The 12463-nt window shown below is 57.6% G+C and carries 8 protein-coding genes and 1 pseudogene; 4 read left to right on the forward strand and 5 right to left on the reverse strand.

The window, feature by feature from the left end; all coding sequences use genetic code 11:
- Nucleotide 1 precedes the first annotated feature (1 nt).
- From PU683_RS14010 to PU683_RS14025, 4 genes and pseudogenes are all read right to left on the reverse strand, one after another.
- The gene (locus tag PU683_RS14010; protein WP_277172424.1) at nt 2-511 is read right to left on the reverse strand and encodes a GNAT family N-acetyltransferase; all 510 of its coding nucleotides are present in this window, start codon (nt 509-511) and stop codon (nt 2-4) included.
- 10 nt (nt 512-521) lie between these two features.
- A pseudogene (locus PU683_RS14015) lies at nt 522-2782 on the reverse strand (NtaA/DmoA family FMN-dependent monooxygenase).
- 63 nt (nt 2783-2845) lie between these two features.
- Nucleotides 2846-3967 carry an amidohydrolase gene (locus PU683_RS14020; protein WP_277172426.1) on the reverse strand — a complete coding sequence of 374 codons (1122 nt, stop codon included), beginning with the start codon at nt 3965-3967 and terminating at the stop codon, nt 2846-2848.
- Nucleotides 3964-4980 (reverse strand): MsnO8 family LLM class oxidoreductase, encoded by a 1017-nt coding sequence (locus PU683_RS14025; RefSeq protein ID WP_277172428.1) that lies wholly within the window; start codon nt 4978-4980, stop codon nt 3964-3966. Before PU683_RS14025 ends, PU683_RS14020 begins: the two co-directional genes overlap by 4 nt.
- 461 nt (nt 4981-5441) lie before the next feature.
- Between PU683_RS14025 and ansP the strand changes: the two genes are divergently transcribed.
- From ansP to PU683_RS14040, 3 genes are all read left to right on the forward strand, one after another.
- Nucleotides 5442-6908 carry an L-asparagine permease gene (gene ansP, locus PU683_RS14030; RefSeq protein WP_277172430.1) on the forward strand — a complete coding sequence of 489 codons (1467 nt, stop codon included), beginning with the start codon at nt 5442-5444 and terminating at the stop codon, nt 6906-6908.
- Between the two features lie 313 nt (nt 6909-7221).
- Complete coding sequence (locus PU683_RS14035) at nt 7222-8460, forward strand: EAL and HDOD domain-containing protein (RefSeq protein WP_277172432.1); 1239 nt, start codon at nt 7222-7224, stop codon at nt 8458-8460.
- Between the two features lie 247 nt (nt 8461-8707).
- Nucleotides 8708-10273, forward strand: coding sequence for a methyl-accepting chemotaxis protein (locus PU683_RS14040; protein WP_277172434.1), 1566 nt, complete (start codon nt 8708-8710; stop codon nt 10271-10273).
- 177 nt (nt 10274-10450) lie between these two features.
- Here the strand turns inward: PU683_RS14040 and PU683_RS14045 are convergent, their stop codons facing one another.
- Nucleotides 10451-10930: a carboxymuconolactone decarboxylase family protein gene (locus PU683_RS14045; RefSeq protein WP_277172437.1), complete on the reverse strand. Its 480-nt coding sequence runs from the start codon at nt 10928-10930 to the stop codon at nt 10451-10453.
- A 91-nt stretch (nt 10931-11021) separates the two neighbouring features.
- Between PU683_RS14045 and pdxR the strand changes: the two genes are divergently transcribed.
- On the forward strand, nt 11022-12443 hold the full coding sequence (pdxR, locus tag PU683_RS14050; protein ID WP_277172439.1) for a MocR-like pyridoxine biosynthesis transcription factor PdxR: 1422 nt from the start codon (nt 11022-11024) through the stop codon (nt 12441-12443).
- Nucleotides 12444-12463: the final 20 nt, after the last annotated feature.

Consider the following 12463-nt stretch of genomic DNA (forward strand, 5'->3'; position numbering starts at 1 on the left):
CTCAGGCGGTTTTGCTCAGACGGGCCGACGACAGCGCTTTGCTGAAGCGCAGCCGGCCATCAAACGGCGGCAAGCTGTACTCTTCTGCATCGCGCGTCAGGTCGAAGTGCGGCTGGTAGCCCTGGCTCAGGTAGAGCCGCACCGCCTCCGGCTGGCGAAAGCCGGTGGTCAGGTAGATCTGGCTGTAACCGGCAAGCTCGGCGCGCCGCTCCAGCTCCTGCACCACGCGCGCCGCCAGCCCCTGCTGGCGCAGCGCGGCGTCGGTCCAGATGCGTTTGATTTCAGCGGTGCGCGGATCGAAGGGTTTATACGCGCCGGTGGCAATAATTTTTTCGTCACGCTCAAGCACGATAAACAGCCCCTGCGGCGGTAAATACCATTCGGGCAGCTCCACCTCCGCGTCGCGGGAGAAGTAGTCGCCGTAGCGGGCGGCATACTCGGCAAACAGCCCGGTGAGGATCGGTTGCAGCTCGTCGGCATCGGGCGAAACATCACGGAAACGTTCGTTCATCCACTGCTCCTTAATCGCCAAGGCCTGGCGGGTTGATCTCAGACTGCGCGATACGCTCCACCCCTTCGCCCCAGCGGTTGAGCACCTTGTCGTAATCGCCGCTTGCCATCGCACCATTCAGGGCGCGCTGTACAGCCGGTGCCAGGCCGCTGCCTTTGCGCAGCGTCACGGCAATGTGCGCCGCTTTCGGCCAGCCGCCGTCAACGCTCCCCACCAGCCGGGTTTTGCCGGTCAGCGCCGCTTTCCAGGCACCAATCACGTTGGGGCCGAAAAAGGCATCCGCGCGCCCCGATTGCAGCGCCAGCGTCTGCGCGGCGTCATCTTTGGTGTAGACCGGCGTAAAGGGTTTCAGCCCCCTCTTCAGGTTTTCCGCGTTCCAGGCCAGCAGGATCGCCTCCTGATTGGTGCCGGAGCCGACAATAATGCGCAGCCCGGCGATATCTGCCGCCTGCTGGATCTGCGTGATGGGGCTTGCGGTTTTGACATAAAAACCGAGGGAGTCCTTGCGGTAGGTGGCGAAATCGAACTTCGCTTTGCGCGCCTGGGTGACGGTGATATTGCTGATCGCGGCATCATATTTGCCGGAAGCCACGCCCAGCGGCCAATCCTCCCATGAGGTCGGCACCACCTTCAGCTCAAGCCCGATGCTGTCGGCGACCAGCCGGGCGATATCCACTTCGCTGCCGAGCAGGGTTTTGTTATCGGCGGCAAACACGGTCAGCGGCGGCGAGTTGAGCGCGGCAACCGCGACGGTGAATTTACCCGGCTGCACAAAGCGGTACCCTTGCGGCAGCAGGCTTATTGCCTGTGGGTTTTTCGCCGTGTGGATCGGTGTGGCGTTGGCCTCAAGGCTGACGCCGGTGCCGTTGATGGTGACGTCGCTGGCCTGCGCCAGCGGCGTCAATGCCAGCGTTGCCGCCAGCATAAGGGTACGTGTCTGCATAGCGTTCTCTTCTATGGTATTGACTGGGGGTGTGCAGGCAGCGCCAGGCCTAAACGTTCGCGCAGGGTTGTGCCTGGGTACTCGGTGCGGAACAGGCCGCGCGCTTGCAGGATCGGCACGACTTTTTCGACAACGCGCGGGAAGGTATCCGGCGTGCCGCCCTGGATGATGAACCCGTCGGCAGCATGGTGCTCAAACCACGCCTGCAAGCCGTCGGCGACCTGCTCAGCGGTGCCGGAAAATCGCGGGCGCGGCGAGGCGCTCTCCAGCGCCACCTGGCGCAGCGTCAGCTGCCGTTCACGGGCGTTGCGTTTGATCTCATCGGTGGTGCTGCGAAAGCTGTTCTGCCCCAGTTCGCCAAGCTCCGGGAAGGGCTCGTCGAGCGGATACTGGCTGAAGTCGTGGTGTTCGAAGTAACGCCCCAGGTAATTGAGCGCATCATCTATGGAGACCAGCGCGGCGGTGGTCTGATACTGCTGTTCGGCATCCTCTTCGCTGTCGCCGACAATCACGCTGACGCCCTGGAAAATATGCAGCTCGTCATGACGCCGCCCATGCGCTTCCAGTTGCTGTTTCACGTCGCGGTAGAAGGCCTGCGCCTGCGCTAACGTTTCATGGTGGGTAAAAATGGCATCAGCATGGCGCGCCGCCAGTTTTTTACCCTCTTCTGAAGCCCCCGCCTGGAAAATAATCGGCCTGCCCTGCGGCGTACGGCCAATATTTAACGGCCCGGCAACCTGGAAAAAGTCGCCGTGGTGGTTAAGGGTGTGCAGCTTTGCCGGGTCGAAAAATTGCCCGCTCGCTTTATCGCGAACAAAGGCATCCTCCTCCCAGGAGTTCCACAGCCCTTTCACCACCTCGAGATACTCATCGGCAATGCGGTAACGCAGGGCGTGATCCGGGTGTTTTTCGCGGGAGAAGTTTTTCGCCGAGCCCTCCAGCGGCGAGGTGACAACGTTCCAGCCTGCCCGACCCTGGCTCAGGTGATCGAGGCTGGCGAACTGGCGCGCCACGGTAAAGGGTTCGCTATAGGAGGTTGAGAGCGTGCCCACCAGGCCAAGGTGCCGGGTAACGCTCGCCAGCGCCGACAACACCGTCAGCGGTTCAAAGCGATTTAAAAAGTGCGGGATCGATTTTTCGTTGATATATAAGCCATCAGCCACAAATAAGAAATCGAATTTCCCCTGCTCCGCGAGCCGCGCCGTCTCCCGCACAAAGTCAAAATTGATACTGGCGTCGGCGACCGCCGCCGGATGCCGCCAGGCGGACATATTTCCCGATGCGCCATGCAAGATGGTGCCAAGCCGCAGTTGTCGAGTTGTAGACATACTCCCTCCGGAATTGAGGCAACAGGTGGCCCGGAGCCATCGCCCCAGGTCATGTAAGGATTGTTAAACGTGCTGTAAGGCTTTTTCTGCCAGGCGGGCAAAGTAACGCGCCGCCTCATCAATTAGCCCTTCATCAGGATTGAATGCGGGGTGATGCAGACCGTAGGGGCTGTTGCTGCCGATACTGACAAACGCACCGGGTATCTGCTGGAGATAGACGGCGAAATCCTCCCCGCCCATGTGCAGATCTGCCTCTGCGGTGCGGTATCCCTGCTCGTCGGCGACCTCGCGGGCAAAATCCGCCCACTGCGGGTGATTGACCAGCGCGTCCGGGCCGTCAAACCAGGTTACGGCGATCCCCGCATCAAAGGCCTGCGCCATCCCGGCGGCGATCGCCTCAACACGTTTTTTCACCTGCGCGCGGATGGCCCCATCATGGGTACGCAGTGTTCCCTCCAGCTCGACATGCTCCGGCAGCACGTTCCAGGTATTGCCCCCCTGAATGCGCGTCACGCTCAACACCACTGATTCGAGGGTGTTAACGTTGCGGCTGGCGATGCTTTGCAGCGCCACAACCAGCTGGCTGGCGAGCAGGATGGCATCGTTGCCCTCATGCGGGCGCGCCGCGTGCGCCCCTTTGCCGCTCACCTTCAGACTGAAGCGATCGACATTGGCGTAAAAGGCGCCGCCGCGGGTGGCAAATGCCCCGACCGGCAGGCCCGGCTCATTGTGCATGCCAAAGATCGCGCTCACGTTTTCGAGCGCACCGGCCCGCATCAGCCGCTTCGCGCCGCCAAAGCTCTCTTCGGCTGGCTGAAACAGGATGCGTACCCTGCCCGCCAGGTGCGGCTCGCGCGCTTTTAACAGCAACGCCGCGCCGAGCATCACGCTGGTATGAATATCGTGCCCGCAGGCGTGCATCACGCCGGGGTTACTTGAGGCATACGGCGAATCAACCGCCTCCTCAATCGGTAGCGCGTCGATATCAGCGCGCAGCGCAATCACCTTCTCACCGCGGCCGACTTCCGCCACCACTCCGGTCGGCAGATCCAGCGGCAACAGGCGCAGCCCGGCATCCTCCAGCCAGTGGCGAATGCGCCGCGTGGTTTCAAACTCCTGAAGCGACAGCTCCGGGTGCTGATGCAACTCGCGCCGCCACGCAATTAACTGTTCGGTAAAGCTCATCCCGCCACCTCCTGTAGGGTCGGCGTCTGCGCGACCGCCTGCGCCAGCAGCAGGAGCGAGGTTAAGCGTGCGCCCCCTTCCGCCACCGGCGTATCGATAATAAATTCGTCAATGCCAAATTGCTGATGCAGCGCATCCAGCCCGGCCCGCACCTTCTCTGGCGTACCGGCAAGAATTGCGCTTTCGCGCCGCGCAATACGCACCGCCGGGCTGCCTGCCTGGCGAGCAAAAGCCTGTCCCTGCGCTTCACTCGCCACGCTCACTTTTTGCCCGTTCGCCAGCTCAACGCCCCACACTTCCACCTGCTGCGCCAGCGCGTCAGCCTGCGTCTGGGTTTCGGCCACAATCACCTGCACGGCAACCAGCGTGTCGCGACGGCTGTGTTGATGCCAGTCTGTGACAACGTCACGAAGGAGGGCTTTATCACCATTCAGATGCGCGGCGTAGACAAAGTTCCAGTCGAGCGATGCCGCAAGTCTGGCGCTTTCAAGGCTGGCGCCGAGCAGAAAACGCTCCGCCGGGGCCGCTGCAAGCGGCGTCGCCAGTAAGGACTCCTCTGCGCTCTCGTCCGGGGTCAGGGAGAGCCAGTTGTCGAGCTGCGCCAGCTGATCGGCAAAGCGCCCCTTCTCTTCATGGTTCACCCCCTGCTGTAAAGCGCGGGTGGAGAGCGGTAAGCCGCCGGGCGCTTTACCGATGCCGAGGTCGACGCGCCCCGGAGCGAGGTTTGCCAGCAGGTTAAAATTCTCCGCCACTTTGTAGGGGCTGTAGTGCTGCAGCATTACGCCGCCGGAGCCGACGCGGATACGCCGCGTCTGGCCGAGAATCCAGGCGATTAACAGCTCCGGTGAGGGGCTTGCCAGTTGTGAGGTGTTGTGGTGTTCGGCTATCCAGAAGCGGTGATAACCCCAGTTTTCCGCCTGCTGCGCCAGTTGCAGCGTGCGCAGGAGCGCATCCTGCGCGGTCTCATGCCCGGCGATGGGGCTTTTGTCCAGCAAACTCAGTCGGTAAGACATGGCACGCTCTCGTGTCAGAGGAGATGGGCCATTATTGGAGCGCGCTGAATCTGCTGTGAAACAATTAATTTACATTTGGTAAGCAAAAAATTCGCAAAGTCAGCGTTGCCAGGCGCTAAAGCCATTAGCATGCGAAATAAATAAGGCTGAATCCCGGTGCAGACTGGGTAAAACACCGTTTTATGGTTGTGGTTTTTTCTGTTGCATTTTTCGCCATCCTGAATCATTTCCTCTGCTTGATGGAGTTGACTTCACAATTTCGACTAATAGTGTGCTGTTTGCGGCTGGGTATGTTTTGCGTCAGTAAACGATTGCGGTTACGATGCTGCGCCATGTTTTCCCTTATCCATACAGAGAAACAATGGAAAGAGAGAACGTGTAGCCGACGGTGCAAATCGTGTGGTTTTTGTGCTGCGGCTTGAGACATTCCGCAAGGTCAGACAGGTCAACAGGGTAATGCAATGAAAACAGAGAACAACAACACCACGGAGCATCACGCGGCAAAACGTCGCTGGCTGAACTCTCATGAAGAGGGCTACAGCCAGGCGATGGGTAACCGCCATGTACAAATGATCGCCATTGGCGGCGCAATCGGTACCGGTCTCTTCCTCGGTGCCGGCGCGCGTCTGCAAATGGCCGGGCCATCGCTGGCTATCGTCTATCTCGTTTGCGGTATCTTCTCGTTCTTTATTCTGCGTGCGCTGGGTGAACTGGTACTACACCGCCCTTCCAGCGGCAGTTTCGTCTCTTACGCCCGTGAGTTTCTCGGTGAAAAAGCCGCCTATGTCGCCGGCTGGATGTACTTCATCAACTGGGCGATGACCGGCATTGTCGATATCACCGCTGTCGCGCTCTACATGCACTACTGGGGCGCGTTTGGCGACGTGCCGCAGTGGGTCTTTGCCCTCGGCGCGCTGGCGATTGTCGGCACCATGAACATGATCGGCGTGAAGTGGTTCGCCGAGATGGAGTTCTGGTTCGCGCTGCTGAAAGTGCTGGCGATTGTGCTGTTCCTGGTGGTCGGGACAGTTTTCCTCGGCACTGGCAAACCGCTCGACGGCAACAGCACCGGCTTCCATTTGATTACCGATAACGGCGGCTTCTTCCCGCACGGCATGATGGCAGCGCTGGTGCTGGTGCAGGGCGTGGTGTTTGCCTTCGCCTCTATTGAGCTGGTCGGCACCGCTGCAGGCGAATGTAAAGAGCCGCAGACGATGGTGCCAAAAGCGATCAACAGCGTGATCTGGCGTATCGGCCTGTTCTACGTTGGCTCGGTTGTGCTGCTGGTGCTGCTGCTGCCGTGGAACGCTTACCAGGCAGGGCAAAGCCCGTTCGTCACCTTCTTCTCGAAGCTTGGCGTACCGTACATTGGCGACGTAATGAATATCGTGGTGTTGACCGCGGCACTCTCCAGCCTTAACTCCGGCCTCTACAGTACCGGGCGTATTCTGCGTTCAATGTCGATGGGCGGTTCTGCGCCGAAGTTTATGTCGAAGATGAGCCGCCAGCAGGTCCCGTATGCCGGTATTCTGGCGACGATCTGCGTCTATATCGTGGGTGTGTTCCTGAACTACCTGGTGCCGTCTCAGGTGTTTGAGATTGTGCTTAACGTGGCGTCGCTGGGAATTATCGCTTCGTGGGGCTTTATCGTGGTGTGCCAGATGCGCCTGCGCAAAGCGATCCGCGAAGGTAAAGCGGCCGATGTCAGCTTCAAGATGCCCGGCGCGCCGGTGACCTCCTGGCTGACGCTGCTGTTCCTGCTCAGCGTGCTGGTGCTGATGGCCTTCGATTATCCGAACGGCACCTTCACCATCGGCTCGATTCCGCTGATCGCCGTTCTGCTGATTGCTGGCTGGTTTGGCGTGCGTAAGCGCGTGAACGAAGTACACGCCACCGCGCCGACGGTTGAGCAGACGTCGCAGATCTGATCCCGCACCTTTGGCGCTGCGCCGTGCCGGCAGTGAAGTTGACTGTCAGGCAGGCGCAGCGCCTGTTTTCTCCCCTGCCTGGTTGTCGCTTTTCTGCATAATTGCCGCTTTTTACAGCGCCGTGCTGCTACTTTGAGCGGTTACGCTTAAGAAAATCCTCATTACCTGTACACTTACCGCTTTGCTGGCCTATATTTTTAGCGCTAAAGGTCACTTTTTTAGTAACAGACGCACGCTTGTGCTACTCAGGGTGTGTTATAAGTTTATATATTTCTAATATTTATAGAAAAGTACACGGTGTACGGGGTGGTGAATGTTTTCTTTTGTGGCCAGACAGGCAATCTTTGATAACCAACTGAACACCGTCGGTTACGAACTGCTGTTCCGCAATAGCATGGATAACCGCTTTCCTGAGATCTCTGCCGAGCAAGCCACGACCCAATTGATCGAAGAGCAGTTTCTCAGTGCGCCTGTCGGACGTAAGAACGATCTGACGACGGTGTATGTCAATTTCCCCTACCAGTTACTGATTGATGGCCTTGCCGAAACGCTGCCGAAAAACCGCGTAGTGATTGAAGTCCTCGAAGATGCGCAGCCGGACAAACCGCTGCTGGAGACGGTAAAACGTCTGCAGACGCTCGGATTTCGCGTCGCGCTCGACGATTTTGCGCCCGGCAACCAGTGGGACGCCTTCCTGCCCTATATTGATGTGATTAAGTTCGATATCAGACGAAGCTCGCTGGGAGAGATTGAGGCCTGGGTCAACGCCAACCGCGATGCGCTGCGCCACGCGGTGCTGCTGGCGGAGAAGGTGGAAACGTATGAGGAGTTTGAAGCTTATAAAAAACTGGGTTTTCGCCTCTTCCAGGGCTACTTCTTCAGCAAACCGGTGGTCTCGAAGCGTAATAAACTGGTGCAGAACCGCGCCTTTGCACTGCGCTTGATGCAGGAAGTCAATGTCGAGTCGCCGAACTTAAACCGTATTGAAGAGCTATTGAAACGGGACGTCTCCCTCTCGTTTAAGATCATGCGCTACGCGCAGAACATCTTATATAACACGCGCGGGATCAGCGGTTTTCGTAACCAATCCTTACGCGACATTGTGGTTTACCTCGGCATTAACGAGATGCGCCGTTTTGTGCTGGTGGCCTGTCTTACCTCGTTTGAACATGTTACCAATACCGAAATCTACTATCTGAGCCTGATCCGCGCCAAGTTCTGTGAACTGGTGGCGGCACGCACCTCCAGTAACAATGTCGCCAACGACGCTTTTCTGGTGGGGCTCTTCTCCCTGCTGGATGTGATCCTCGGGCTGCCGCTGGAGGAGCTGATGGAGCAGATCTCCGTCTCGCCGGATGTGGCGACGGCGCTGGAGAAAGAGAGCGGTGAACTCTACCCCTATGTTCACCTCGCCCGCGTCTATGAGCAGCGTTTATGGGACGAGACCCGCGCAATCGCAGACGATATCGGCCTGCCTTACTCAGCGGTATCGGAATTAATGACGCAAGCCACGAAGTGGGCAGATGAACTGCCGCTAAGTCTTAAAGGTTAATTATTCGCGCACAACGGCTGTGCGCGAATAATATTTATCTCTTTAAGTGAAATATTATTTCAATTAATTAACACCCCTTCCCGATATTATTTAACACTCACTCTTCCCTTAAATAAAACCGCTCTCACGCGTAGGATATTTACCCAAATATCAGTGCGATATGTGATACCGATCGGGTTTTAACCTCAATCTTTTTACGGCTTCTGCCGTTATTACTATTACCACTCTTTTTGAAAAAACCAGGATCATGAAGAAAATTGCGCACGCGACTGTATTAACGAAACTGCTCGTTGGTTTCTCTACTCTTATTGTGATGATGTTAATGGTTGGCATTGTTTCTCTTTATCAACTCAACGCCAGCAAACAGCAAATTGATAAATTTCGCCAGGAGCGCATGCCGGGTATTCGCTACACCCTCGAGATGCGCGGTGTATTAGCGGAAATGCGCCTGCAACAGGTGCAGTACATCTCCTCGACAACCCCCGCCTCCCTCGATCAGCATCGCAATGAGCTGCTGCAAAATCAGGAGACGTTCCTCAATGCCCAGCGGCAGTACGCAAAACTCTCAGCCGATGCGCCGCCAGAGATGCACGCGCTGTTTGTTAAGGTGGTCGATAACTTCAAAAACTTTATCGACGTTAACGCGAAGGTGATTGAGGCGATGAACCACGGCGACGCGGCAGAGGCAGCGAAGATTAGCGGCGTGGTATCAGCGAAGTACCGCACGCAGCTGATGAAAGACCTGGCAACGCTGGTCGATATGGAGGTGGCCATCGGCGATCGTATGGGTGTGGCGACGCAGGATAGCTACACCCATGCGTTTTATCTCCTGATCGGTTTACTGCTACTGGCACTGGTCGCCACTGGCGTGAGCGCCCTCTTTATTTCGCGCAGCCTGGCGCGTCAACTCGGCGGCGAGCCCGCTTATGCGATGTCCATTATGCAGGCGGTGGCCTCCGGTAAGCTGGAGACAGCGGTCGAATTGCGTGAAGGTGACAGCAGTAGCCTGTTGGCGACAATGAAATATATGAACGGCCAACTGGCAGAGATTATTCGCGGCATTATTGATGGCAGCGAGTCGATCTCCCATGCCGCCGGTGAGATTGCCGAGGGTAATAATGACTTGTCGCAGCGCACTGAGGAGCAGGCCGCTTCGCTGGTGCAGACCTCGTCGAACATGCAGCAGATTACGGAAAATGTGAAGAGTAATGCGGAGAACGCCCGTAAAGCGAGCGAACTGGCACGGCTGACATCCGCTACCGCGCTTAAGGGCGGTAAAGAGGTGAATGACATGCTGTCGCGCATGCAGGAGATCTCCGACCGCTCGCAGAAGATTGTCGACATCATTTCGGTGATTGAGGGGATTGCGTTCCAGACCAATATTCTGGCGCTTAACGCCGCCGTGGAAGCCGCGCGCGCCGGTGAACAGGGTAAAGGGTTTGCCGTCGTCGCAGGCGAAGTGCGTAACCTGGCGCAGAAGAGCGCTGATGCGGCAAAAGAGATTAAGCAGCTGATTGAGGGCACGGTAGAAAAAATCACCGATGGCTCGCGTTATGCCGATACCGCCAGCCGTGCGATGGAAGAGATCGTCTCGTCGGTGAATAAAGTCACGGATATTGTCGCTGATATCTCCGCCGCCTCGACCGAGCAGCACCAGGGGATTAAAGAGATTAGCGTCGCCATCGATCAGATGGACCAGGTGACCCAGCAAAACGCCACGCTGGTGGAACAGGCGGCGGTGGCCGCGCAGTCGATGACCGAGCAGAGCGAGGCGCTGCGCAACTCCGTGCGTTTCTTCCAGCTGGCGCGTTAAAGGATTCCGTGCCGGATGAAAACGTCACCCCCCGGCTTATTAAGCCGGGGGGTGTTGCCGGATGGCACTGCGCTTATCCGGCCTACGAAACTGTACCGATTTTGCATTGGTACTGGCCTGTATTGCCGGATGGCGCTGGCGCTTATCCGGCCTATGAAACCCAGGAATTGGCGTTGGTTATTCGAGATTAGCGCGATCGAGTCCATAGACTTTATCCAGCGCGCCCGGTGCGGTTTGCGACACAATCATCAAACGGTTCCAGGTGTTGATCATCGAGATAGCAAACGCCAGTTCTGATAACGCCACTTCATCAAAATGTTCACGCGCCGCGTCATAGACGGCATCGCTCACCCCTTCGGCTGCGGGCCGGGTCATGGCTTCGGTCAACGCCAGCGCCGCCTTCTCTTTCGCGGTGAATAACGGCGATTCGCGCCAGATGGCGACATGGTGCAACCGCAACTCCCGCTCGCCCACAATCTTCGCCTGTTTAATGTGCATATCCAGACAGAAAGCGCAGCCGTTAAGCTGCGAGGCACGAATATCCACCAGATTTTTGAGTGTGATCTCAAGGCCACTGTTGTGTGAAGCCTGGCTGGCAGTGGAAAGAGCGGTGATCAGGTCAGGAACGCGCTGGAAGAGATTGATGCGGGTGCTCATATTATTTGCCTCGTTTATTGTTTCAACGGAGGCTATATTACGGACTAATGTCGCAGGTTAAAGACGCAAAAAAGCGAAAAACAGGTAGGACATGAAACCGGGTTACAGAGCAATTTATGCGCAATATCGCGAGAGCATCACGCAAGGTTTGCTTAAGCCCGGAGATAAAGTCCCTTCGGTGCGGGTGCTGGCCAGCGAACTTGGCGTAGCGCGAAAAACAGTGGAAACCGCATGGTCGATTCTGGTCGGTGAAGGGTTTCTGGTTAGCGATGGCGCGCGCGGCACACGCGTCAACCCAGAACTGGTGCTGTCGCCGGCAACGCGTAAGTCGCGCGAAAAAACAGCTCCCCGGCCAGTTGCAGTATGTGGCGATGCCGAGCGTAAACAGGCCGCTTTCTTGCGCCTCGGCATTCCGGCACTTGATGCCTTTCCAGGTAAAAAATGGCTGCTGCTCAGCGCCAAAGCGGTGCGCGCGCTGCCCCCAAGCGAAATGCTTACACCGCCGCTCATGGGCTACGCTCCCCTGCGTGACGCTATCGCTCACTATCTCAATATTTCGCGCGGGCTCGCCTGCGCCCCGGAACAGGTGGTGATTACCGGCGGGTATCAGCACAACATGCGGCTGATCCTCACCCTGCTTGCAGGCGGCGGGCAGAAAGTGGTTTTTGAAGAGCCGGGCTACTTTTTAGGCCAGCGCATCTTGCAGCATACGCTGCAGCAGCTGCATCGCGTGCCGGTCGATAACGATGGGCTGGATGTGAATTATCTGCTGCGCCATCACAACGACGCCCATCTCATTTTTGTGACACCGTCACACCAAAGCCCGCTGGCCGTTACCCTCTCTCTGCCGCGCAGACAGCAGTTGCTGGCGTGGGCAACGCAGCATAATCGCTGGATTGTTGAGGATGATTACGACGGCGAGTTTCACTACACCCGCAAAGTGGTGCCGGCGCTGAAAAGCCTCGACAGTGATGACCGGGTTATCTATATGGGCACCTTCAGTAAAACCATGCTGCCCGCCTTGCGTACCAGCTACCTGGTGTTGCCGCGTGCGCTGCTCGCGCAGTTCCGGCAAATGGCAGAGCTCACCGAGAGCGGCCAGCCGCTATTAACGCAAAAAATTCTCGCCGCCTTTCTCAGCGAAGGTCACTTTTATAAGCACCTGAAGCGGATGCGGAACCTCTACTCAACCCGGCGCGGATTCGTGCTGGCAGCACTGGCGCAAATTTATCCGCAGATCTTTGATGTCGAGGTGCGCAATGGCGGCATGCACATCATCGCCTTTTTGCGTGCCAGCACGCAGGATGTCGCGCTGGCGCAACTCTGGCACAGGCATCAGTTGCAGGTCAGCCCGCTTTCAGAGTGGTATAGCGGTAATGCACGCCGTTACGGTTTGATTATCGGGTATACCAATGTCGCCTCTGCGGAAGAGGCGATTGCGTTATTGCAGCGCCCGGCGCAAGAGACGCAGGCGCTGCTTACAGATGGCTCACGGCAGGCTGCTGAAGAGTGAGAGATCCCATGCCGTGGCGA

This window comes from Candidatus Kosakonia sp. 282A-S69 (assembly GCF_029433855.1).
Lineage (GTDB): Bacteria > Pseudomonadota > Gammaproteobacteria > Enterobacterales > Enterobacteriaceae > Kosakonia > Kosakonia cowanii_A.

Excerpts from the sequence above, each read along its gene's own strand:
- PU683_RS14010 (WP_277172424.1), bottom strand. The coding sequence starts at position 511 with ATGAACGAACGTTTCCGTGATGTTTCGCCCGATGCCGACGAGCTGCAA.
- PU683_RS14020 (WP_277172426.1), bottom strand. The coding sequence starts at position 3,967 with ATGAGCTTTACCGAACAGTTAATTGCGTGGCGGCGCGAGTTGCATCAG.
- PU683_RS14025 (WP_277172428.1), bottom strand. The coding sequence starts at position 4,980 with ATGTCTTACCGACTGAGTTTGCTGGACAAAAGCCCCATCGCCGGGCAT.
- ansP (WP_277172430.1), top strand. The coding sequence starts at position 5,442 with ATGAAAACAGAGAACAACAACACCACGGAGCATCACGCGGCAAAACGT.
- PU683_RS14035 (WP_277172432.1), top strand. The coding sequence starts at position 7,222 with ATGTTTTCTTTTGTGGCCAGACAGGCAATCTTTGATAACCAACTGAAC.
- PU683_RS14040 (WP_277172434.1), top strand. The coding sequence starts at position 8,708 with ATGAAGAAAATTGCGCACGCGACTGTATTAACGAAACTGCTCGTTGGT.
- PU683_RS14045 (WP_277172437.1), bottom strand. The coding sequence starts at position 10,930 with ATGAGCACCCGCATCAATCTCTTCCAGCGCGTTCCTGACCTGATCACC.
- pdxR (WP_277172439.1), top strand. The coding sequence starts at position 11,022 with ATGAAACCGGGTTACAGAGCAATTTATGCGCAATATCGCGAGAGCATC.